Origin of the sequence: Kitasatospora azatica KCTC 9699, assembly GCF_000744785.1 — a bacterium.
In the GTDB taxonomy this organism is placed as follows: Bacteria; Actinomycetota; Actinomycetes; order Streptomycetales; family Streptomycetaceae; genus Kitasatospora; species Kitasatospora azatica.
Genome location: NZ_JQMO01000003.1, coordinates 2,644,207 through 2,667,447, shown reverse-complemented (window position 1 = coordinate 2,667,447; position 23,241 = coordinate 2,644,207). Strand labels below are relative to the sequence as shown.

Sequence of the window (23,241 nt, the reverse complement as noted above, 5' to 3'; positions counted from 1 at the left end):
CCCTGGAAGGTGTGGGCGGATGGCAGAACCGGCGCGACCAGGAGCCGAACAGGCTCCCTGGGCCGGCGAAGAGAGCGACGCCGAGCTACTGGCCCGGCACGTCGCCGGCGACACCGCGGCCTTCGGCCTGCTGGTGCAGCGACACCGGGACCGGCTCTGGGCGATCGCGCTGCGCACCCTGGGCGACCGCGAGGAGGCGGCGGACGCGCTGCAGGACGCGCTGGTCTCCGCGCTGCGCTCGGCGCACACCTTCCAGGGCCGCTCGGCCGTCACCACCTGGCTGCACCGGATCGTGGTCAACGCCTGCCTCGACCGGGCCCGCCGCGCCACCAGCCGCCGGACCGGCTCGCTGGACGAGCAGCCGCAGCAGCTGGACACCCTGGTGCCCGCCGCCGAACCCGCCGAGGCGCTGGTGATCCGCCAGGAGCTGCGCCGCGAGCTGGGCGCCGCGCTGGCCGAGCTGCCGCCCGAGCAGCGGGCCGCGCTGGTCCTGGTGGACATGCAGGGCTACCCGGTGGCCGAGGCGGCCGAACTGCTCGGCGTCCCGGTCGGCACGGTGAAGAGCCGCTGCGCCCGCGGCCGGGCCCGGCTGCTGCCACTGGTGCGACATCTGCGGGAGACCGAGGACGTCGTTTCGGGCGGTGTTTCACGTGAAACACCGCCACCCGGGAACCCAGCGGCGCCCGGCTCCGTCCCATCAGCGCCCGCCCTCCCCCGCCAGGACCTGACCAAGGAAGGAGACGCGACACCGCGATGACCCACCAGACACCCGAACCCGTCGAGTCGGCCGCGGCCGCGTCGCACCCCTCGGTCGACCAGCTGGCCGATCTGCGCGAGCAGCTGCTCTCCGCCGCCGAGGCCGCCGCCCTGCGCCGACACCTGGCCGGCTGCCCGCAGTGCGCCGAGACGGACGCCGCGCTCGCCGGGCTGAGCGAGCTGCTGGCGGGCGACCAGGTACCGCCGATGCCCGCAGACGTCGCACTGCGGATCGACACCGCACTCGCCGAGGCGGCCGCCGCACTGCCGGCCTCCCCGACCACCCCGACAACCTCTGCCACCCCGGCCACCCCGGCCACCCCAGCCACCCCAGCCACCCCGGCCACTCGGCCCGCTGCTTCTCGACCGGCTTCCGCCGGCCCGCCGAAGCGCGGCGACCGCAGCGACCGTCCGGCCGGTGCGGGCGGGCGGACCCGAGCCCGTCGGCGCGGCCTGCTGATCTTCGCGGCAAGCCTGGTGGGCGTGCTCGGCCTCGGCTCGGCCGCCGTCTTCTCCGGTCTGCTCGCCGGACAGGACACCGCCGGCCACAACACCGCCAGCGCCGCCCGGCCCGCCGGCACCCCGCATCCGCTCACTACGGCCGGCCCCGAGTTCACCGCCGCCGGCCTGCCGGACCAGATCCACCGGCTGCTTCCGGTCTTCCAGCCGAGCGCCGGCACCCAGCCGCACGCCACCAGCGAGCAGGGCGTCCCCACCCCGGCCACCGGCCAGAGCCCCACCTCCGTTCCCCCTGGCTGCGTCCAGCAGGCGGTGACCGGCCACCAGGGCGAGCAGCCGCTGACCGTCGCCCACGGCAGCTTCCAGACCGCGCCGGTGGACGTCTACGTCTACCGGATCGGCGACGATCCCAGCCACCTCGACGTCTTCCTGCTCACCCCCGGCTGCACCCAGGACCCCGCCTCGGTCCAGCTGCACGAACAGATCCCGACCCGCTGACCCAACACCCGTCAGCCCGAGGGGTGGGCCGCTGGTACCCCGGGCCCCGGGAATGCGCGACACTGGGGAGTCGTTGACCAGGGCGGCGGAGCAGGACCGCCACCCTCCCCCGCCTGGCGCGGGTCGCGATGCCAACCAGGAGATGCAGTGACCGACGTCCGTAACGTGATCATCATCGGCTCCGGCCCGGCCGGGTACACCGCAGCGCTCTACACCGCGCGCGCGTCCCTCAAGCCGCTCGTCTTCGAAGGCGCGGTGACCGCCGGCGGTGCCCTGATGAACACCACCGAGGTCGAGAACTTCCCCGGCTTCCGGGACGGCATCATGGGCCCCGAGCTGATGGACAACATGCGCGCCCAGGCCGAGCGGTTCGGCGCCGAGCTGGTCCCCGACGACATCGTCGCGGTCGACCTCTCCGGCGACATCAAGACCGTCACCGACTCCGAGGGCACCGTGCACCGGGCCCACGCGGTGATCGTCACCACCGGCTCCCAGCACCGCAAGCTCGGCCTGCCCCGCGAGGACGCGCTCTCCGGGCGCGGCGTCTCCTGGTGCGCCACCTGTGACGGCTTCTTCTTCCGCGACCAGGACATCGCGGTGGTCGGCGGCGGTGACACCGCCCTGGAGGAGGCCACCTTCCTGTCCCGCTTCGCCAAGAGCGTCACCGTCGTGCACCGCCGCGGCGAGCTGCGCGCCTCCAAGGCGATGCAGGAGCGGGCCTTCGCCGACCCGAAGATCAGCTTCGCCTGGAACAGCGCGGTCGAGGAGATCCACGGCGACCCGAAGCTGACCCACGTCACCCTGCGCGACACCGAGACCGGCGAGCTGCGCGAGCTGCCCGTCACCGGCCTGTTCATCGCGATCGGCCACGACCCGCGCACCGAGCTCTTCAAGGGCCAGCTGGAGCTGGACGAGGAGGGCTACCTCAAGGTGGAATCGCCGAGCACCCGCACCAAGGTCGCCGGTGTGTTCGCCGCCGGTGACGTGGTCGACCACACCTACCGCCAGGCGATCACCGCCGCCGGCACCGGCTGTGCCGCGGCTCTGGACGCCGAGCGCTACCTCGCCGAGCTGGCCCACGCGACCGAGCAGGAGAGCAAGGCCGCGGCGGCCGTCGCCGTCTGAGCCACTCCCCGTACGGGGGGTGAAACAGAATCCGCCGCCCCGTTGTTGTGAACCACTGAAGTACCACCCCAAGCGACCTTTAGGAGATCCCGTGGCCGGCGCCACCATCACCGTGACCGACGCGACCTTCGACAGCGAGGTCCTCAAGAGCGACAAGCCCGTGCTGGTGGACTTCTGGGCCACCTGGTGCGGCCCGTGCAAGCAGGTGGCCCCGGTCCTCGAGGCCATCGCCGAGGAGTACGCGGACCAGCTGACCGTCGCCAAGGTCGACGTGGACCAGAACTCGGCCGTTGCCGCCCAGTACGGCGTCATCTCGATCCCGACCATCAACGTCTACGTCAACGGCGAGGTCGTGAAGAGCATCGTCGGCGCCAAGCCGAAGGCGGCGCTGCTGCGCGACCTGGCGGACATCATCGAGGTCAAGCCGGCCGGCTGAGGCCGATCCGGTCGAGCGTGCGACGAAGGGGCGGGCCCAGCTGGGCCCGCCCCTTCGTCGCATCTCCTCGCCGCGCCTCTTCATCCGTCCCCGGCCGGTCGCTCAGAACGGCCGCAGCGCGGGCTCCTTGCGACCGGCGCCCAGCAGCCGCTCGAGCGCCCCCTCCCGCCAGGAGGCGGTGGACCGGGCCTCCAGCCGCAGCCGCGGATAGCGGTGGTGCGGCCGCACCGTCTTGAAGCCCACGGCCAACAGGTGGTCGGCCGGCAGCAGGCAGCTGGGCCGGTCGTTCCCGGCCGCGCCGAAGGCCTCGATCGCCCGGAAGCCGCGGTGCAGCAGGTCCTTGGCCACCGTCTGCACCAGCACCCGACCCAGCCCCTGCCCCTGGAACTCGGGCAGCACCCGACTGATCATCAGCTGGACGGCATCCGGCGAGACCGGGCTGGTCGGGAAGGACTGCGAACGCGGCACGTAGGCGGGCGGCGCGTAGAGCACGAAGCCGGCCGGCTGCTGATCCACATAGGCGATCCGCCCGCAGGAGCCCCATTCCAGCAGCACCGCCGAGATCCACCCCTCCTTCTCCTGCTCCGGCTTCCCGGCGTCCACCGCCTCGCGCCCCCGCACCGGATCGAGCTCCCAGAAGACACAGGAGCGGCAGGGCCAGGGCAGGTCAGCCAGATTGTCCAGCGTCAGCGGGACGATCCTGCGACCCATGCAGCACACCTCCCCGTACAACAAGAGTGGGTGCATGTTTCACGTGAAACATGCACCCACTGACTCCAACGACGCAACGGTCAGCTCGACAGAGCAGTCAGCTCTGGGAGAGCCGCAGTCCGTCCTCCCCCGGGGCCAGGCTGTCGAGGATCCGGTTGAGGTCCTCCACCGAGGCGAACTCCAGGACCACCTTGCCCTTGCCCAGCTTCCCGTTCCGCTGCGAGACCTCGACCTTCACCCTGGTCTCGAACCGGTCCGAGAGGCGGCCGGCCAGGTCGTTGAAGGCCGGCGAGAGCAGCTTGCCGGCCTTGGGGCCGACCGGCCGCTTCGGCTTCTCGTCCTCCTCCTGGCCCATCAGCGCCACGATCTCCTCGGTGCTGCGCACCGAGAGGCCCTCCGCAACGATCCGCTTGGCCAGCGCCTCCTGCCGCTCGGCGTCCGGCACCCCGAGCAGCGCCCGGGCGTGACCGGCCGACAGCACCCCGGCCGCCACCCTGGGCTGGATCGTCGGGGAGAGGTTGAGCAGCCGCAGGGTATTGGAGACGTGCGAACGGGAGCGGCCGATCCGGTCGGCCAGTTCGACATGGGTGCAGCCGAAGTCGCGCAGCAGCTGGTCGTAGGCGGCGGCCTCCTCCAGCGGGTTCAGCTCGGCCCGGTGCAGGTTCTCCAGCAGCGCGTCCAGCAGCAGCTTGTCGTCGTCGGTGGCCCGCACGATCGCCGGGATCAGCTCCAGCCCGGCCTCCCGGGAGGCCCGCCAGCGCCGCTCGCCCATGATCAGCTCGAAGCGCTCCGGCCCGACCTGACGGACCACCACCGGCTGCAGCAGGCCCACCTCCTTGATGGAGGCGACCAGCTCGGCCAGCTTGTCCTCGTCGAAGACCTCACGCGGCTGGCGCGGGTTGGGCGAGATGGCGTCCAGCGGCAGCTCGGCGAAACGGGCGCCCGCCACCGGTGCCAGCTCGGCCAGCGCGCTCTCGGCCGCGGCCTTCGCCGCGACGGTTCCCCGCCCCGGCGGCAGCAGCGGCATCGAGCTCGACGACAGGGCACCGGCGCCGGCCGGCAGCCCCGTGGCCCCCGCTCCCGGCCGCTCCGGGGCGGCCACGGCCGCCCCGCCACCGGCGGGTACCGGCGAGCCGGCCGGCGGGATCAGCGCTCCCAGCCCACGACCCAGACCCCTGCGACCACTCACCGATTGCCCTCCATCGTGCTGTGCTGTGCCATCGGCGTCGCCTGCGCGCCGATCGTGTGCCGGTGCTGCCCCACCGCGTCCAGCGCGTCGGCGGCCGCCTGCTCCCCCACCGTGGGGGGCGGCGTGTCCAGGCCGACGGCCCGCAGGGCCAGCTCCCGGGCCGCCTCCAGGTAGGAGAGCGCGCCGGTCGATCCGGGGTCGTAGGTGAGCACCGTCTGTCCGTAGCTCGGCGCCTCGGAGATGCGCACCGAGCGCGGGATCGCGGTCCGCAGCACCTCGGTGGTGAAGTGGTTTCGCACCTCGTCCGCCACCTGCGAGGCCAGCCGGGTGCGGGCGTCGTACATGGTGAGCAGGATGGTGGAGACGTGCAGCGTCGGGTTGAGGTGCGCGCGCACCAGGTCCACGTTGCGCAGCAGCTGCCCCAGGCCCTCCAGTGCGTAGTACTCGCACTGGATCGGGATCAGCACCTCCTGGCCGGCCACCAGGGCGTTGACCGTCAGCAGGCCCAGCGAGGGCGGACAGTCGATCAGGATGTAGTCCAGCGGCTGCTCGTAGGCGGCGATGGCGCGCTGCAGTCGGCTCTCCCGGGCCACCAGGGAGACCAGCTCGATCTCGGCGCCCGCCAGGTCGATGGTGGCCGGGACGCAGAACAGCCCCTCCACGTCGACCACCGGCTGCACCACATCGGCCAGCGGCTTGCCCTCCACCAGCACGTCGTAGATCGACGGCACCTCCGCGTGGTGGTCGATGCCCAGCGCCGTGGAGGCGTTGCCCTGCGGGTCGAGGTCGATCACCAGGACCCGCAGCCCGTGCATGGCCAGCGAGGCGGCCATGTTGACGGTGCTGGTGGTCTTGCCGACGCCGCCCTTCTGGTTGGCCACCACGATCACCCGGGTCGCGGGCGGCCTGGGCAGGCCCTCGCCCGCCCGACCCAGCGCCTGGACGGCGGCCTGGGCCGCCCGCGCGATGGGGGTGTCATCGATCTGGTCGATGGTCTCCGAGTCCTGCATGGGGGTCAGTGTTTCACGTGAAACCGGAGCGGCAACAGTCACCGCCCGGCTGCGAGTCAGGATTCCCGAGAGCAGAGAGCGACGTTTCACGTGAAACACCATGCCCGCAATGTCGGAAATCTGACGGTGCGACACTCCGACGGAATGCACAAGCCCCTGGCCGCACGTTCGCGACCAGGGGCTTTGCGGAGGCTTTCGATCAGCGGCGGCGGCGCCCAGCACCGCGCGGCTCCGCCGGACGGCCGCCGACCCGCCCGGCCCGGGCCGCCTTGGCCCGACGAGTCGCCGCCTTCACGCCACCCGGGCTCTCCCCCGCCTTCACCTGAACGACCCGGGTCGCCGCGCCCAGCGCGCTCTCCCCCACCGGGATCACCGCCCACTCGACCGCACCGAGCTTGGTCAGCGCCGAGCGCGAGTCGGCCAGCTCCTGCTCGGCCGTGTCCCCCTTGAGCGCCAGCATCTGCCCGTACGGGCGCAGCAGCGGCATCCCCCAGCCGGCCAGCCGGTCCAGCGGCGCCACCGCGCGGGCCGTGACGATCTCCACCGAGATCTTCCCGACCATCTCCTCGGCCCGCCCACGCAGCACCGTGACGTTCTCCAGGCCGAGCTCGCGGACCACCTCCTCCAGGAAGGTCGTCCTGCGCAGCAGCGGCTCCAGCAACGTCACCGAGACGTCCGGCCGGGCCAGCGCCACCGGGATCCCCGGCAGGCCCGCACCCGAGCCCACGTCGCAGAGCGTCGCGTTCTCCGGCAGCAGCTCGGAGAGCACCGCGCAGTTCAGCACATGGCGGTCCCAGAGTCGCGGCACCTCCCGCGGCCCGATCAGACCCCGCTGCACCCCTGCCGTCGCCAGCAGTTCCGCGTAGCGCTGCGCCGCGCCGAAGCGCTCGCCGAAGATCTCCCGCGCCGCCTGCGGAGCCTCAGCCAGACCCTCCGCGCCACTGGCGGCTGCCGCACTCTCCGTCGCCATCTCAGCCTCTCCACTCACCGAATCCACCGACCCCCGCCCTCCAGCACCGTTTCACGTGAAACATCCCCCGCCAACTCGAACCGCCTCCAGCAGTCCGCTGGGGGCCCACAAGAGAGGCCCTAGGCACCTCGACCCCGCCCGCACGAAGCGTGCGAACGGGGTCGACGAGTACCGGAGTGAGGAATCAGCTCGCCAGGACGACGACGCAGCGCTGCGGCTCCTCGCCCTCCGACTCGCTGCGCAGCCCCGCTGCGGCCACCGCGTCGTGCACCACCTTGCGCTCGAACGGCGTCATCGGCCGCAGCTTGACCGGCTCGCCGGTCTGCTTCGCCTGCTCCGCCGCCTTGGCACCCAGCTCCGCCAGCTCGGCCCGCTTGCGCGCCCGGTAGCCCGCGATGTCCAGCATCAGCCGGCTGCGCTCGCCGGTCTCCCGGTGCACCGCCAGCCGGGTCAGCTCCTGCAGCGCCTCCAGCACCTCGCCTTCCTGGCCGACCAGCCGCTGCAGCGTCCGGTCGTCGGAGTCACCCACGATGGACACCAGGGCCCGGTCGCCCTCCACATCCATGTCGATGTCGCCGTCCAGGTCGGCGATGTCCAGCAGACCTTCCAGGTAGTCAGCCGCGATCTCACCCTCCTGCTCCAGGCGAGCGACCAGGGTGTCCGCCGACTCGTCAGCCTGAGCGGCCGATCCGGCGTCGGCGGCGGAGGTGGTGCCTTCCGTCACGGGAGGGACTCCTTCAGAGATGGGGCCCACGGGTACGGGCCGAAATCGAGGATCAAGGAGGTTCAGCGGCCGGGCACCGGCCGATGGTCGCGGCTAGGACTTCTTCTTCGGCCGCTGACCGCCCTGCGGCCCGCGCTTCGCGCCAGCGCCGGCCTGCTTGGCGGCCGGGCGCTTGGCACCGGAGCTGCCCGCGGTCGAGGGCTTGCCGGCCCCCTGGCCACTCGGCACCGCGTCCTGCACCGGCTCGGCCGGCTCGGCGTCCTGCTCCGCCTCGCTCTGACCGGTCCCGCCGGCCTGGGCGCCCGCCGGCTTCGCACCGGAGTGCACCTGCTGGCGCTGCGCCTTGGTCTGCTTGCGCGGCTGCTGCCGGCGCACCTGCACCGACTCCTCGACCAGCGCCGCCGCCGTCTGCTGCTGTGCGGCGGCCGCCTTGCCGCGGCCGAAGAGGCCGAACGGGCCGCTGCCGCGCTTGATCTCGGTGCCGTCCGGGTTCAGCCGGCCGGCCGCCTTGAGGCGGGCCTGCCGCTCGTCCCAGGCCTTGCTGCCCGGCGTCGGGTTGTTGCGGATCACGATCAGCTGCTGGCCCATCGACCAAACGTTGGTGGTGAGCCAGTAGACCAGCACACCGACCGGGAAGTTCACGCCCATGAAGGCGAACATCACCGGGAAGACGTACATCAGCATCTTCTGCTGCTGCATGAACGGCGTCTTGACCGAGAGGTCCACGTTCTTGGTCATCAGCTGGCGCTGGGTGATGAACTGCGACAGCGACATCATCACGATCATCACCGCGGTGACGATCTGCACGTTCAGGTCGTGGCTGCCCCAGAACTTCGCCGACAGCGGGGCCCCGAAGATGTGCGCCTGCTGGGCACTGTCCAACAGGGTGCCGTGGATGACGCCGATCTGCTTGTGGTTGGCGACCGAGGACAGCACCCCGTAGAGGGCGGTGAAGAACGGCATCTGCACCAGGATCGGGAGACAGCTCGAGAAGGGGTTGGTGCCCGCCTCCTTGTAGAGCTTCATCATCTCTTCGGACTGGCGCTGCTTGTCGTTCTTGTAGCGCTCCTGGATGGCCTTCATCTTCGGCTGGATCGCCTGCATGGCCCGGGTCGAGTTGATCTGCTTCACGAAGAGCGGGATCAGGCAGATCCGGATGACGACCACCATCGAGGCGATGGCCAGGCCCCAGGCCCAACCGCCGTTCGGGTCGAAGACGTGGCTGTACAGCGAGTGGAACTGGACGATGATCCAGGACACCAAGGTGTACAGGGGATTCAGGAAGGACCAGGTCACCGGTCAGACTCCTTGAGCATTGGGCTTGGTCGTCGGCTCCGGGAGCACGGCGCTACCGGTCCTGGGCTGCATCAGGGCACGCAGCCGCTGATGCCAAACGGGACGCTTGCGCGGTGGTACGTGGTCCACTCCGCCCGGGGACCAAGGGTTGCAGCGCAGAATGCGCCACGCGGTCAGCACGCTGCCCTTCACCGCTCCGTGCGTGCGTACGGCCTCGTAGCCGTAGTGCGAGCACGAGGGGTAATAGCGGCAGACCGGACCGAGCAGCGGACTGATCGTCCACTGGTAGACCCTGATCAGCCCCATGAGCAGGTACTTCATCGCCCTGATCCTGTCGGCCCTGGTCCCGCCGCCGGGGCGGCCGGCTCCGTCCGGAGCAACCGCTTCAGCGCGGCATCCAGGTCATGTGCTAGATCCGGGTACGAGGCCGTCCCCGCCGGAGGCAGCGCCCGTACCACTATCAGGCTACCTGCGGGCAACCGGCTCAGACGCTCCCGCACAAGGTGACGAAGTCGACGCTTCACCAGATTGCGCACCACAGCCGGACCGACCGCCTTGCTCACGACGAAACCCGCACGCGCCGAGGGGAGTCCCTCGGCGACGTGCGGGTGGGAGTCGCTGTACCCGCCGACCTGCCCCGTCTGCTCGTCCTCTCGTCTGAGATGAACGACCAGCAGGGGCCGACCGGCGCGACGGCCGCGTTTCACCGCGGTCGCGAAGTCCTGGCGCCGCCGCAGCCGATTCTCGGAGGGCAGCACTGCAGACCCTGGACGCGGATCAGGCGGAGATGCTGGCGCGGCCCTTGCCACGGCGGGCCGCCAGGATGGCGCGGCCGGCGCGGGTACGCATCCGCAGCCGGAAGCCGTGGGTCTTGGCGCGACGACGGTTGTTCGGCTGGAAGGTGCGCTTGCTCACTCGGGGGCTCCTGGGGTGAATCGTAGGGTGACGAGTCACAGCTTGGCCGTCACCGTGCGTCCGCGTGATCTCCCCTTCACAGCTGGGAAATCCGGCCCGAATCCCCAGGTCTGCTGGGTTTCGGGCAATCCACGGCGCCCGTGCTGCGCGCCTTCTGGAAGCGGGAGGACCCGCGGACATGCGGCAGCGGCCATCGACAACTCGACCTCGTTACGGTACGCGGACGGGCGCCCGAGGGTCAAACCGGCACCCAACCTGCGGGATGCCCACAGCCTGTGGACAACAACTTGAATCAGGTCTGCCCGCTGACTACCGTTGCAGGACTTGTCTGGTTTTGTTCATCCCCTCCTTCGGGGGAACGAGAAAGCGTGCACCAGTGGCTGATGTCAACAGCGACCTCGTCCCCGCCTGGGCGGAGGTCGTCGAGCGGCTGGTCAACGACTCCTCGGTCGGCGACAAGGACAAGTTGTGGGTGCAGCGCACCCAACCGATGTGGATGATGCACGACACCGCCCTGCTGGCGGCCCCGAACGAGTGGGCGAAGCAGGTGCTCGAGGGCCGACTGCTGCCGCAGCTGACCGACGGGCTGAGCCAGCAGTTCGGTCGCCCGGTGCGGATCGCGGTGATGGTCGACGCCAACGCGGCGCCGCCCGGCCCGACTCCGGCCGCGCCCGTCACCCCGGCCCCGCCGGCCCCGCAGCCGATGCCCGCCGAGCCGGTCGAACAACCGGGCGACTACCGCGAGCCCGGCTACCAGGACTACGGCTACGAGCAGCGCCGCGGGCCCGGCTACCCGGAGCAGCAGTACCCGTCGCAGCCGCAGCAGCAGCCGTACGGCGAGTACCAGCCCTATCCCGAGCAGCGCGGCTACCCGCAGCAGCAGCCCTACCAGGAGCAGCCCTACCAGTACCGCGAGTGGCAGCGCCCGGAGCCCGAGGCGGCCCCGCCGGCGCCCGAGCTCCCGCAGGGCGGTCCGGGTGGGCCGACCCGCCCGGGTGGCGAGCCCGCCCAGGGCGACCTGTTCGGCGGCGCCTACGATTCGGCGGCCGAGGAACCGCGGCCGCGGGCCGCGGGACGCCAGCTCCCGCCCGCCCGCCGTGACCTGCCGCCCTCGATGCCGCCCGCCATGCCGTCGACCGAGCGGGACCGTGCCGAGCTGGAGCGTCCCGGGATGGACGGCCCGCAGCGGCCGGCGCTGCCCGAGCGGGTCGCCGACCGCACCCCGGTGCCGGGCGTGCCGGCCCCGCCCGGCGGCCCCTCCACCGACCTCGGGCGCAAGGACGAGCCGGCCGCCCGGCTCAACCCCAAGTACCTCTTCGACACCTTCGTGATCGGCGCCAGCAACCGCTTCGCGCACGCCGCGGCGGTGGCCGTCGCCGAGGCCCCGGCCAAGGCGTACAACCCGCTCTTCATCTACGGCGAGTCCGGCCTCGGCAAGACCCACCTGCTGCACGCCATCGGGCACTACTCGCGCAGCCTCTTCCCCGGCACCCGGGTGCGCTACGTGAGCTCGGAGGAGTTCACCAACGAGTTCATCAACTCGATCCGGGACGGCAAGGCGGACGCGTTCCGCAAGCGCTACCGGGACATGGACATCCTGCTGGTCGACGACATCCAGTTCCTGGCGAGCAAGGAGTCGACCCAGGAGGAGTTCTTCCACACCTTCAACACCCTGCACAACGCCAACAAGCAGATCGTGCTCTCCTCGGACCGGCCGCCCAAGCAGCTGATCACCCTGGAGGACCGGCTGCGCAACCGCTTCGAGTGGGGACTGATCACCGACGTCACCCCGCCGGAGCTGGAGACCCGGATCGCGATCCTGCGCAAGAAGGCGATCCAGGAACGGCTCAACGCCCCGGCGGACGTGCTGGAGTTCATCGCCTCCCGGATCACCCGCAACATCCGCGAGCTGGAGGGCGCGCTGATCCGGGTGACGGCCTTCGCCAACCTCAACCGCTCGCCGGTCGACCTGGAGCTGGCCGGCATCGTGCTCAAGGACCTGATCCCGGGTGGGGACGAGGACGCCGGGCCGGAGATCACCGCCCAGGTGATCATGCAGCAGACCGCCGCCTACTTCGGGCTCACCGTGGAGGACCTCTGCGGCTCCTCCCGCAGCCGGGTGCTGGCGACGGCCCGTCAGATCGCCATGTACCTCTGCCGCGAGCTGACCGACCTCTCGCTGCCGAAGATCGGCGCCCAGTTCGGCGGCCGCGACCACACCACGGTGATGCACGCCGACCGCAAGATCCGCTCGCTGATGGCCGAGCGGCGCTCGCTCTACAACCAGGTCACCGAGCTCACCAACCGCATCAAGAGTTAGCGGGGCAAGAGTTAGCGGGGCAAGAGCCAGCTACCGCAGGCCACTTGAAGGGCCGCCGACGTCCCACCCGGGACGGTGGCGGCCCTTTGCCGTACCGCCGCCGCACCTCCTGCCACAGGCCCTGCCATACCGCCGCCACACCCCTTGCCGGGCCCGGGAAATCCCGCGTGTAGGACCCGGGAGGCCGGGGAAGGCTTCCGGCTGACGCTCCGCCACCCTCCGGGCCATTTCGCACAACTGAGCATCAATTCGAACAGTGCGGGCCCGCCGGGCCGTTCTCCACAGGATCAGGTGTTTTCTCCCGTCCACAGCTTGGGGAACCCGGAGTTATCCCGAATTCCTCCACAGGCCGTCCGCCGCTACGCTCTTCGCCGCAGGTCAACAGGCTGGGGACTTGTGCACAACAGTTATCCACAGGATGTGGACACTTGGTGATCCGTCAGCTTCACCGGATGGTTGTCCACCGGCTGTCCCCAGGGTGCGGCCGGTTATCCCCAGCTTTTCCACAGTGGTATCCACTGTTCGACAACGGAACGGCCTGGTTCATCGCCCGGTGTGAAAGGCGTCACGTGATGTTGACCCGGGCCCCGTGGATAACCCGCCCCGGATCTGGGGACGATGCTGGGGATAACCTGTGGATACGCAGAGTGCCCTGTGAGTAACGCTCCGCTGTCCACAGCGGCGCCGGGTTATCCACCGGTCCCCTCCACAGGCACTGTGGACAAAAAACCGGCTCTGAGCTGCGCAAACGGGGTTATCCACGGTATCCACAGGCCCTACTACTACGGCTACACCTATAGACCCCTCGACTCGCTCAACAGTGGGGTGGGCCGAAATCTGTGGACAACCCGATCCCGACACTTGTTCGCCCCGGTTGCGCCCATCTGCCTCGACTGTCGGCGGAGTACGTCAGACTGTCCTCGGCAACTACGGCCGACGGTGTCGGACGGCAGTCGGTCCGGCGCCGGACCAGAGCAAGACCAGAGCAAGATCAGCAGCGACAGCAGGATCCAGGAGGCGGTTACCGGTGAAGTTCCGGGTGGAGCGTGACGTCCTCGCGGAGGCGGTGGCCTGGGCTGCCCGCAGCCTCCCGGCGCGGCCCTCGGTGCCGGTGCTGGCCGGCCTGCTGCTGACCGCCCAGGACGGCAGCCTGGCGCTGTCCGGCTTCGACTACGAGGTCTCGGCCCGGGTCGAGCTCGAGGCGGACGTCGAGGAGGCGGGCACCGTGCTGGTCTCCGGCCGGCTGCTCAACGACATCTCGCGCAACCTTCCCAACAGGCCTGTGGAAATCTCCACCGACGGCCAGCGGGTCACCGTGGTCTGCGGCAGCTCGCGGTTCACCCTGCCCACCCTGCCGGTGGACGAGTACCCGTCGCTGCCCCAGATGCCCAGCGCCACCGGCACGGTCTCCGGCGAGGTCTTCGCCAGCGCCGTCAGCCAGGCCGCGGTGGCCGCGGGTCGGGACGACACCCTGCCGGTGCTCACCGGTGTCCGGGTGGAGATCGACGGTGACAAGATCACCCTGGCCGCCACCGACCGCTACCGCTTCGCGGTCCGCGAGCTGCTCTGGAAGCCCGAGCAGCCGGACATCTCGGCGGTCGCGCTGGTCCCCGCCCGCACCCTGCAGGACATCGCCAAGTCCCTGGGCAGCGGCGACACGGTCTCCATCGCGCTCTCCTCCGGCGGCGCCGGCGAGGGCCTGATCGGTTTCGAGGGCGCCGGCCGACGGACCACCACCCGGCTGCTGGAGGGCGAGTTCCCGAAGTTCCGCAGCCTCTTCCCGACCGAGTTCAGCGCGATCGCGGCCATCCAGACCCAGCCGTTCCTGGAGGCGCTCAAGCGCGTCTCGCTGGTCGCCGAGCGCAACACCCCGGTGCGGCTCAACTTCGAGCAGGGCGTGCTGACCCTGGAGGCCGGCTCCGGCGACGACGCCCAGGCCACCGAGCGGATCGACGCCGACCTCGAGGGCGACGACATCTCGATCGCCTTCAACCCGGGCTACCTGGAGGAGGGCCTCAAGGCCATCGACTCCGCTTACGCCCAGCTCTCCTTCACCACCTCGACCAAGCCGGCCCTGCTCAGCGGCAAGCCCGCGGTGGACGCCGAGGCGGACGAGGCGTACCAGTACCTCATCATGCCTGTGCGCCTCTCCGGCTGATTCCTGAACCAGACATGACGGACATGACGTCGTGCCGGTGTCCACAGGCCATGTTCCGGCTGTGCATACCGGCGCGGCGTACGCTCTTGGGGCGGCAACGGCGCCGCCGTCAGGCACGACACCCCAGGTAAGGACTTGTCATGGAGCTCGGCCTCATCGGTCTCGGCAAGATGGGCGGCAACATGCGTGAGCGCATCCGCCGCGCCGGCCACACCGTCATCGGCTACGACCGCAACCCCGATCTCGCCGACGTCGCCAGCCTCCAGGAGCTGGTGACCAAGCTTCAGGGCCCGCGCGTGGTCTGGGTCATGGTCCCGGCCGGTGCCCCGACCCAGGCGACCGTCGAGGAGCTGGCCGAGCTGCTCTCCCCCGGCGACATCGTGGTGGACGGCGGCAACTCGCGCTGGACCGATGACGAGAAGCACGCCGAGCTGCTGGCCGCCAAGGGGATCGGCTTCGTCGACTGCGGTGTCTCCGGCGGCGTCTGGGGCCTGCAGAACGGCTACGCGCTGATGTACGGCGGCGAGGCCGCGGACATCGCCAAGGTCCAGCCGATCTTCGACGCGCTCAAGCCCGAGGGCGAGTTCGGCGCGGTGCACGCGGGCAAGGCCGGCGCCGGGCACTTCGCCAAGATGGTCCACAACGGCATCGAGTACGCCATGATGCAGGCCTACGCCGAGGGCTGGGAGCTGCTGGAGGCGGTGGACAGCGTCACCGACGTCCGGGAGATCTTCCGCTCCTGGAAGGAGGGCACGGTGATCCGCTCCTGGCTGCTGGACCTGGCCGTGGACGCCCTCGACAAGGACGAGCACCTGGGCAAGCTCAAGGGCTACGCCGCCGACTCCGGCGAGGGCCGCTGGACCGTCGAGGCCGCGATCGACCACGCCGTGCCGCTGCCGGCGATCACCGCCTCGCTCTTCGCCCGCTTCGCCTCCCGGCAGGACGACTCCCCGCAGATGAAGATGATCGCCGCGCTGCGCAACGAGTTCGGCGGCCACGCGGTCGAAGCCAAGTAACAACCCCCAAGAAGGCGAGCGCAGTTCCTCCCCATGCACGTCGCGCATCTGTCGCTCGCCGACTTCCGGTCCTACGCCCGGGTCGAGGTGCCCCTCGACCCGGGCGTGACCGCGTTCGTGGGGCCCAACGGGCAGGGCAAGACCAACCTGGTCGAGGCGGTCGGCTATCTGGCCACGCTGGGCAGCCACCGGGTGGCCACCGATGCGCCGCTGGTGCGCCAGGGCGCCGAGCGGGCGGTGGTGCGCGGCTCGGTCGAGGACCGCGGCCGGACCACCCTGATCGAACTGGAGATCACCCCGGGCAAGGCCAACCGGGCCCGGATCAACCGCTCCGACAACGTCCGCCCGCGCGATGTGCTGGGACTGCTGCGCACGGTGCTCTTCGCCCCCGAGGACCTGGCCCTGGTGAAGGGCGACCCCGGGGAGCGGCGCCGGTTCCTGGACGAGCTGCTGACCGCGCGGGCGCCCCGGCTGGCGGGCGTGCGCTCGGACTACGAGCGGGTGCTCAAGCAGCGCAACGCGCTGCTGAAGACCGCGGCGATGGCGCGGCGGGCCGGCGGCGGCAAGGGCGCCGACCTGTCCACGCTGGACGTCTGGGACGGCCATCTGGCACGGGCCGGGGCCGAGCTGACGGCCTTTCGGCTGCAGCTGGTGGGAGCCCTGCAGCCGCTGGTGGAGCAGGCCTACGAGCGGCTGGCGCCGGGCGGCGGGCCGACCCGGCTGGAGTACCGGTCCTCCTTCGAGGGGGCACTGCCGGGCAGCCGGGAGGAGGCCGAGCAGCAGCTGCTGGCGGCGCTGCAGGCGGCGCGCAAGCAGGAGACCGAGCGCGGACTGACCCTGGTCGGCCCGCACCGCGACGAGCTGGGGCTGCTGCTGGGCACGCTGCCGGCCAAGGGGTACGCGAGCCACGGCGAGTCCTGGTCCTTCGCGCTGGCGCTGCGGCTGGCCTCGTACGAGCTGCTGCGGGCGGACGGCGGTGAGCCGGTGCTGATCCTGGACGACGTCTTCGCCGAGCTGGACGCCAAGCGCCGTGACCGGCTGGCCGAGCTGGTGGCCGGCGGCGAGCAGGTGCTGGTCACCGCCGCCGTCCCGGAGGACGTGCCGAAGGCACTGGCCGGTGCCCGCTACACGGTGGCCGGCGGCGAAGTGACCCGGATCGGTGGCTGAGCCCGTACCCTGGACCGTTCTGAGCTGAAGGGCGCGCCACCGGTCACGAGCGCCCGGAGGCGAAGGGCGGCAGCACGGTCCATCCACAGCCTGGGGACACAGATGAGTGATCCGGAACTCTCCGGCGTCGACCTCGCTCGCGTTGCGCTGCGTGCGGCCAAGGAACAGGCCAGGCAGCGGGGCGAGCAGGTGCGCGAGAAGCGTGAGGCGCGGCGGCACGGACTGCGCAGCGGGGCCCGGGCGGACGGGCGGGATCCGGTGCCGCTGGGGGCGGCGCTCAATCGTTTGATCACGGAGCGTGGCTGGGAGGCGCCGGCCGCGGTGGGCGGGGTGATGGGCCGCTGGCCGCAGATCGTCGGCCCGGACATCGCCGCGCACTGCGTCCCCGAGCAGTTCGCCGAGGCCGAGGCGGTGCTGACGGTGCGTTGTGACTCCACCGCCTGGGCGACTCAGCTGCGGCTGTTGGCACGGCAGTTGGTGGCCAGGCTGAACCACGAGCTGGGGCACGGCACGGTGCGGGTGATCCGGGTGCTCGGCCCTTCGGTGCCGCAGCGGCGCTACGGCCGGCTGCGGGCGCCCGGCAGCCAGGGTCCGCGGGACACCTGGGGCTGAGCCGTCCGGGTGGCTCGGTCTTGACGGAGCGCACACTTCCGGAACCGCTGACGGCCCTTGTGAAGCCGCTGAGCCCCCGGGGCGAGTATCGGGACATGTGCGGAGGGGATTCGGGGCGGTAAATCAGCCTTCAGGGCCTGCCAAACGCCCATCTCTGTCGGCGGTACCGGTAGACTGAGAGCCAAACGCCGCTGCTTGCGGTAACTGAGTCGAAACGCCGTGGTCGCACGCTCGCCCGAACCCGGGCGGGGATGCGGCCCGTGCTGTGCCAGAGAGGGCGCTTCGTGGCCGATTCCGGCGAGTCCAGCCAGTCCCCCGTCCCCACCGACCCCGCCAAGTCCTACGACGCCAGTGCGATCCAGGTGCTGGAGGGCCTCGACGCGGTCCGCAAGCGCCCCGGTATGTACATCGGCTCCACCGGTGAGCGCGGCCTGCACCACCTGGTCCAGGAGGTGGTGGACAACGCCGTCGACGAGGCCATGGCCGGGCACGCCGACACCATCAACGTGACGATCCTGCCGGACAACGGGATCCGGGTGGTCGACAACGGCCGCGGCATCCCGGTCGGCATCGTCCCCGGGCAGGACAAGCCGGCCGTCGAGGTCGTGCTGACGGTGCTGCACGCGGGCGGCAAGTTCGGCGGCGGCGGCTACGCGGTCTCCGGCGGTCTGCACGGTGTCGGTGTCTCGGTGGTCAACGCGCTCTCCACCCGCCTCGCGGTGGAGATCCACACCGACGGCCACCGGTGGACCCAGGACTACAAGATGGGCGCCCCGACCGCCCCGCTGGTCCAGCACGAGGTCACCGACCGGACCGGCACCAGCGTCACCTTCTGGGCCGACGGCGACATCTTCGAGACCACCGTCTACTCCTTCGAGACCCTGGCGCGCCGCTTCCAGGAGATGGCCTTCCTCAACAAGGGCCTGACCATCTCGCTGACCGACGAGCGCGAGGAGCACACCGACGACGAGGGCAAGCCGCTCTCCGTCACGTACCACTACGAAGGCGGCATCGCCGACTACGTGAAGCACCTCAACTCCCGCAAGGGCGACCCGGTGCACCCATCGGTGATCGACTTCGAGTCGGAGGACAAGGACAAGACGATCTCGGTGGAGATCGCCATGCAGTGGAACTCCTCGTACACCGAAGGGGTCTACTCCTTCGCCAACACCATCCACACGCACGGCGGCGGTACCCACGAGGAGGGCTTCCGGGCGGCGCTGACCGGCCTGGTCAACCGCTACGCGCGGGAGAAGAAGCTGCTCCGCGAGAAGGACGAGAACCTCTCCGGCGAGGACATCCGCGAGGGCCTGACCGCGATCATCTCGGTCAAGCTGGGCGAGCCGCAGTTCGAGGGCCAGACCAAGGACAAGCTGGGCAACACCGAGGCGAAGACCTTCGTCCAGCGGGTGGTGCACGAGCAGCTGAACGACTGGCTGGACCGCAACCCGAACGAGGCCGCGGACATCATCCGCAAGTCCATCACCGCGGCCACCGCGCGGATGGCGGCCCGCAAGGCGCGCGACCTGACCCGCCGCAAGGGCCTGCTGGAGAGCGCCTCGCTGCCGGGCAAGCTGAGCGACTGCCAGTCCAAGGACCCGGCCGAGTGCGAGATCTTCATCGTCGAGGGTGACTCCGCCGGCGGCTCGGCCAAGCAGGGCCGCGACCCGCGGATCCAGGCCATCCTGCCGATCCGCGGCAAGATCCTGAACGTCGAGAAGGCCCGGATCGACAAGGTGCTGCAGAACACCGAGGTCCAGGCGCTGATCTCGGCCTTCGGCTGCGGCATTCAGGAGGACTACGACGAGTCCAAGCTGCGCTATCACAAGATCGTTCTGATGGCGGACGCCGACGTCGACGGGCAGCACATCCGCACCCTGCTGCTCACCCTGCTGTTCCGCTTCATGCGCCCGCTGGTCGAGGCCGGGTACGTCTACCTGGCGATGCCCCCGCTGTACAAGATCAAGTGGGGCAAGGACGACTTCGAGTACGTCTACTCCGACCGCGAGCGCGACGCAGTGATCGAGGCGGGCGTGTCGGCCGGGCGCCGGCTGCCCAAGGACGACGCGATCCAGCGCTTCAAGGGTCTGGGTGAGATGAACGCCGAGGAGCTGCGGATCACCACCATGGACGCCGCACACCGCCTGCTGCAGCAGATCACCCTGGAGGACGCGGCCCGCGCCGACGACCTCTTCTCGGTCCTGATGGGCGAGGACGTCGAGGCCCGCCGGTCCTTCATCCAGCGCAACGCCAAGGACGTCCGCTTCCTGGACGTGTGATCACCCGTCACATCCCGTCCAGTCACGCGTGAAAGGAAACTGACCACCAGTGGTCGACGACAACCGTCCCGACGGCGAGCAGCCGGACGCCGGCTCCACCGACACCTTCGTCAGCCGGGTCGAGCCGATCGAGCTCGAGACCGAGATGCAGCGCTCCTACCTCGACTACGCGATGAGCGTGATCGTCTCCCGCGCGCTGCCCGAGGTCCGCGACGGCCTCAAGCCGGTGCACCGCCGGGTGCTGTACGCGATGTACGACGGCGGCTACCGGCCCGAGAAGGGCTACTACAAGTGCGCCCGCGTGGTCGGCGACGTGATGGGCAACTACCACCCGCACGGCGACACCTCCATCTACGACACCGTGGTGCGCCTGGCCCAGCCCTGGTCGCTGCGGATGCCGCTGGTGGACGGCAACGGCAACTTCGGTTCGCCGGGCAACGACCCGGCCGCGGCGATGCGCTACACCGAGTGCAAGATGGCGCCGCTGGCCATGGAGATGATGCGCGACATCGACGAGGAGACCGTCGATTTCGCCGCCAACTACGACGGCCGCTCGCAGGAGCCGACCGTCCTGCCGGCCCGCATCCCCAACCTGCTGATCAACGGTGCCACCGGCATCGCGGTCGGCATGGCCACCAACATTCCGCCGCACAACCTGCGCGAGGTGGCCTCCGGCGCGCTCTGGGCGCTGGAGCACCCGGACGCCTCCAATGAGGAGCTGCTCGAGGCCCTGGTCGAGCGGATCAAGGGCCCGGACTTCCCGACCGGCGCGCTGATCGTCGGCCGGCGCGGGATCGAGGAGGCCTACCGGACCGGGCGCGGCTCGATCACCATGCGCGCGGTGGTGGAGGTCGAGGAGATCCAGGGCCGCCAGTGCCTGGTGATCACCGAGCTGCCGTACCAGGTGAACCCGGACAACCTGGCGCTGAAGATCGCCGACCTGGTGAAGGACGGCCGGGTCGCCGGCATCGCGGACGTGCGCGACGAGTCCTCCTCGCGCACCGGTCAGCGCCTGGTGATCGTGCTCAAGCGCGACGCGGTCGCCAAGGTGGTGCTGAACAACCTCTACAAGCACACCGACCTGCAGACCAACTTCGGCGCCAACATGCTGGCCCTGGTCGACGGGGTGCCGCGCACCCTCTCGCTGGACTCCTTCATCCGGCACTGGGTCAACCACCAGGTCGAGGTCATCGTGCGGCGCACCCGGTTCCGGCTGCGCAAGGCCGAGGAGCGGGCGCACATCCTGCGCGCGCTGCTCAAGGCGCTGGACATGATCGACGAGGTCATCGCGCTGATCCGGGCCTCCGAGTCGGCCGACGCCGCCCGCAGCGGCCTGATGAACCTGCTCACCATCGACGAGCTGCAGGCCAACGCGATCCTGGAGATGCAGCTGCGTCGCCTGGCCGCCCTGGAGCGGCAGCGGATCATGGACGAGCACGACGAGCTGCAGCGCAAGATCGACGAGTACAACGCGATCCTGGCCTCGCCCGGCCGGCAGCGGGAGATCATCTCCGAGGAGCTGACCGCGATCGTCGAGAAGTACGGCGACGAGCGGCGCTCCACCCTGATCCCCTCGGACGGCGACCTGTCGATCGAGGACCTGATCGCGGAGGAGGACATCGTCGTCACGATCACCCGTGGCGGCTACGTCAAGCGCACCAGGTCCGACCTCTACCGCTCGCAGAAGCGCGGCGGCAAGGGGGTGCGCGGGGCCCAGCTGAAGCAGGACGACATCGTCGACCACTTCTTCGTGACCACCACGCACAACTGGATCCTGTTCTTCACCAACAAGGGCCGGGTCTACCGGGCCAAGGGCTACGAACTGCCGGACGCCGGGCGGGACGCCCGCGGCCAGCACGTGGCCAACCTGCTGGCCTTCCAGCCGGAGGAGCACATCACCCAGGTGATGGCGATCCGCACCTACGAGGACAAGCCGTACCTGGTGCTGGCCACCCGCGAGGGCCTGGTCAAGAAGTCGCACCTGAAGGACTACGACTCGCCGCGCACCGGCGGTCTGATCGCGATCAACCTGCGCACCGACGAGAACGGCCGGGACGACGAGCTGATCGGCGCCGAGCTGGTCTCCGCCGAGGACGACCTGCTGCTGGTCTCCAAGAAGGCCCAGTCGATCCGGTTCACCGCCACCGACGAGGCGCTGCGCCCGATGAGCCGCGCCACCTCCGGCGTCAAGGGCATGGCCTTCCGCGAGGACGACGAGCTGCTGTCGATGAACGTGGTCCGGCCCGGCACCTTCGTCTTCACCGCGACCGACGGCGGCTACGCCAAGCGGACCTCGGTGGACGAGTACCGGATCCAGGGCCGCGGCGGTTTCGGCACGAAGGCGGCGAAGATCGTCGAGGGCCGAGGCTCGCTGGTCGGCGCGCTGGTGGTGGAGGAGACCGACGAGATCATGGCCATCACGCTTTCGGGTGGTGTGATCCGAACCAGGGTTTCGGGAGTTCGTGAAACCGGACGTGACACCATGGGCGTCCAACTGATCAACCTCGGAAAGCGCGACGCGGTGGTGGGCATGGCCCGCAACGCGGAGGCGGAGGACGAGGAGGCCGGTGCCGACGAGGCGGTCGGCGCGGAGGGTGTGGCGGACGCCGCAACCACCGAGCCCGACCAGGCTGACCAGGGCTGACGCACGTCGGGCAGCCGGTATCCCCGCCTGTCGGGCGGGGATACCGGCTGCCCCGGTTTCGGGCTTCTCAGCTTGATGCCGCACAGTGGAGTGTCGACGGGACGCGGACCGTGTCCCGAGAGAACTGCGGGAGGACCAGAGTGAGTGGGAGCACGGGTGCTGCGGGAGGTGCCGCGCCGGGCGGTGCGCCGTACGGAGGTGTACCGCAGCCGCCGGCCGAGCACCCGGCTGCGTCCACCTCACTGATGTCCGCGGTCGGCCAGGGCGGCGGGTACGGCTCGCCGGCCGCGCCGTCCCAGCCGCCGGTGCCGCCGCCGCCGAACTCGCCGCCGCCGGCCAGTGGTGGCTACTCGCAGCCGACCACGTACACCAAGGGCCAGCCGACCCCGCCGCGCGGCACCCGCACCGGTGGCATCACCGGTCCGGGCGCCGGTGCCGGGGCGCCGGCCGGTCCGGGCGCGCCGCGCCGTCCCGCGCCGCCGGCCCCGGGCTCCCCGGCCGGTGCGCCGGGCCGCACCCGCAAGGCGCGGCTGCGGGTCACCAAGGCCGACCCGTGGTCGGTGATGAAGGTCAGCTTCCTGCTCTCGCTGGCGATCGGGATCATCCTGATCGTGGCCGCCGCGGTGCTCTGGATGACCCTGGACTCGCTGGGCGTCTTCGACTCGATCGGCAAGATGCTCAAGGACGCCACCGGCTCGGGCAGCGGCGGCACCAGCGGCGGGATCAACATCATGGACTACGTCGGCTTCGGCAAGGTGATCACCTTCACCTCGCTGATCGCCGTGGTGGACGTGGTGCTGCTGACCGCGCTCGCCACGCTCGCCGCGTTCATCTACAACGCGGCGGCCGGCTTCACCGGCGGGGTCGAGCTGACCCTGGCCGAGGAGGAGTGACCGGCGGAACCCCGACCTACCGCGGTGGCCAGGTCTTCTGACTGAAAGTCACACAGTACGAGA

21 protein-coding genes are annotated in these 23,241 nt (G+C 70.6%); 12 read left to right on the top strand and 9 right to left on the bottom strand.

Translation table 11 applies throughout. The annotated features are described in order from the left end of the window. Positions 1–19: 19 nt before the first annotated feature. The 4 genes from sigM to trxA all read left to right on the top strand — a co-directional run bounded on the left by sigM (position 20) and on the right by trxA (position 3,274). Entirely contained in the window at positions 20–757 is a 738-nt protein-coding gene (sigM, locus tag BR98_RS22570) for an RNA polymerase sigma factor SigM (RefSeq protein ID WP_051970066.1), read from the top strand. Continuing rightward, positions 754–1,713: a zf-HC2 domain-containing protein gene (locus BR98_RS36555; RefSeq protein WP_051970065.1), complete on the top strand. Its 960-nt coding sequence runs from the start codon at positions 754–756 to the stop codon at positions 1,711–1,713. Before sigM ends, BR98_RS36555 begins: the two co-directional genes overlap by 4 nt. A gap of 147 nt (positions 1,714–1,860) precedes the next feature. After that, positions 1,861–2,838, top strand: a complete 978-nt coding sequence (gene trxB, locus BR98_RS22560; RefSeq protein WP_035847226.1) for a thioredoxin-disulfide reductase — start codon at positions 1,861–1,863, stop codon at positions 2,836–2,838. Positions 2,839–2,929: 91 nt separating this feature from the next. Further along, entirely contained in the window at positions 2,930–3,274 is a 345-nt protein-coding gene (gene trxA / locus BR98_RS22555) for a thioredoxin (protein ID WP_035847225.1), read from the top strand. A 102-nt stretch (positions 3,275–3,376) separates the two neighbouring features. Here trxA and BR98_RS22550 read toward each other — a convergent pair whose 3' ends face one another. The 9 genes from BR98_RS22550 to rpmH all read right to left on the bottom strand — a co-directional run bounded on the left by BR98_RS22550 (position 3,377) and on the right by rpmH (position 10,089). Continuing rightward, on the bottom strand, positions 3,377–3,985 hold the full coding sequence (locus BR98_RS22550; RefSeq protein ID WP_035847224.1) for a GNAT family N-acetyltransferase: 609 nt from the start codon (positions 3,983–3,985) through the stop codon (positions 3,377–3,379). 97 nt (positions 3,986–4,082) lie between these two features. Continuing rightward, a complete protein-coding gene (locus tag BR98_RS22545) occupies positions 4,083–5,174 on the bottom strand; it encodes a ParB/RepB/Spo0J family partition protein (RefSeq protein ID WP_035847223.1) in 1,092 nt (363 codons plus the stop codon). Beyond that, positions 5,171–6,157, bottom strand: a complete 987-nt coding sequence (locus BR98_RS22540) for a ParA family protein (RefSeq protein ID WP_035853431.1) — start codon at positions 6,155–6,157, stop codon at positions 5,171–5,173. Before BR98_RS22540 ends, BR98_RS22545 begins: the two co-directional genes overlap by 4 nt. 226 nt (positions 6,158–6,383) lie before the next feature. Then, the gene (gene rsmG / locus BR98_RS22535; RefSeq protein WP_051970064.1) at positions 6,384–7,154 is read right to left on the bottom strand and encodes a 16S rRNA (guanine(527)-N(7))-methyltransferase RsmG; all 771 of its coding nucleotides are present in this window, start codon (positions 7,152–7,154) and stop codon (positions 6,384–6,386) included. Positions 7,155–7,338: 184 nt separating this feature from the next. Next, a complete protein-coding gene (locus tag BR98_RS22530; RefSeq protein WP_035847222.1) occupies positions 7,339–7,878 on the bottom strand; it encodes a Jag family protein in 540 nt (179 codons plus the stop codon). 93 nt (positions 7,879–7,971) lie between these two features. Continuing rightward, positions 7,972–9,174, bottom strand: a complete 1,203-nt coding sequence (gene yidC, locus BR98_RS22525) for a membrane protein insertase YidC (protein WP_035847221.1) — start codon at positions 9,172–9,174, stop codon at positions 7,972–7,974. Positions 9,175–9,177: 3 nt separating this feature from the next. Next, complete coding sequence (gene yidD, locus BR98_RS22520; RefSeq protein WP_035847220.1) at positions 9,178–9,495, bottom strand: membrane protein insertion efficiency factor YidD; 318 nt, start codon at positions 9,493–9,495, stop codon at positions 9,178–9,180. Continuing rightward, positions 9,492–9,932 carry a ribonuclease P protein component gene (gene rnpA, locus BR98_RS38265; RefSeq protein ID WP_083976844.1) on the bottom strand — a complete coding sequence of 147 codons (441 nt, stop codon included), beginning with the start codon at positions 9,930–9,932 and terminating at the stop codon, positions 9,492–9,494. Before rnpA ends, yidD begins: the two co-directional genes overlap by 4 nt. A gap of 19 nt (positions 9,933–9,951) precedes the next feature. Then, entirely contained in the window at positions 9,952–10,089 is a 138-nt protein-coding gene (gene rpmH / locus BR98_RS22515) for a 50S ribosomal protein L34 (protein WP_035847219.1), read from the bottom strand. Positions 10,090–10,465: 376 nt separating this feature from the next. On the opposite strand from rpmH, the gene dnaA reads away from it, so the two are divergent. From dnaA to BR98_RS36550, 8 genes are all read left to right on the top strand, one after another. After that, on the top strand, positions 10,466–12,409 hold the full coding sequence (gene dnaA / locus BR98_RS22510) for a chromosomal replication initiator protein DnaA (protein ID WP_035847218.1): 1,944 nt from the start codon (positions 10,466–10,468) through the stop codon (positions 12,407–12,409). 1,027 nt (positions 12,410–13,436) lie between these two features. Then, positions 13,437–14,567, top strand: a complete 1,131-nt coding sequence (gene dnaN / locus BR98_RS22505; protein ID WP_035847217.1) for a DNA polymerase III subunit beta — start codon at positions 13,437–13,439, stop codon at positions 14,565–14,567. Positions 14,568–14,707: 140 nt separating this feature from the next. Then, positions 14,708–15,583, top strand: a complete 876-nt coding sequence (gene gnd / locus BR98_RS22500) for a phosphogluconate dehydrogenase (NAD(+)-dependent, decarboxylating) (protein WP_035847216.1) — start codon at positions 14,708–14,710, stop codon at positions 15,581–15,583. Between the two features lie 33 nt (positions 15,584–15,616). Further along, on the top strand, positions 15,617–16,750 hold the full coding sequence (gene recF / locus BR98_RS22495; RefSeq protein WP_035847215.1) for a DNA replication/repair protein RecF: 1,134 nt from the start codon (positions 15,617–15,619) through the stop codon (positions 16,748–16,750). Positions 16,751–16,852: 102 nt separating this feature from the next. After that, the gene (locus tag BR98_RS22490; RefSeq protein ID WP_035847214.1) at positions 16,853–17,362 is read left to right on the top strand and encodes a DUF721 domain-containing protein; all 510 of its coding nucleotides are present in this window, start codon (positions 16,853–16,855) and stop codon (positions 17,360–17,362) included. A gap of 260 nt (positions 17,363–17,622) precedes the next feature. Next, the gene (gene gyrB / locus BR98_RS22485; protein WP_035847213.1) at positions 17,623–19,641 is read left to right on the top strand and encodes a DNA topoisomerase (ATP-hydrolyzing) subunit B; all 2,019 of its coding nucleotides are present in this window, start codon (positions 17,623–17,625) and stop codon (positions 19,639–19,641) included. Between the two features lie 49 nt (positions 19,642–19,690). Then, the gene (gene gyrA, locus BR98_RS22480) at positions 19,691–22,285 is read left to right on the top strand and encodes a DNA gyrase subunit A (RefSeq protein ID WP_035847212.1); all 2,595 of its coding nucleotides are present in this window, start codon (positions 19,691–19,693) and stop codon (positions 22,283–22,285) included. A 140-nt stretch (positions 22,286–22,425) separates the two neighbouring features. Continuing rightward, positions 22,426–23,178: a DUF3566 domain-containing protein gene (locus tag BR98_RS36550; RefSeq protein ID WP_232247488.1), complete on the top strand. Its 753-nt coding sequence runs from the start codon at positions 22,426–22,428 to the stop codon at positions 23,176–23,178. Positions 23,179–23,241 lie beyond the last annotated feature (63 nt).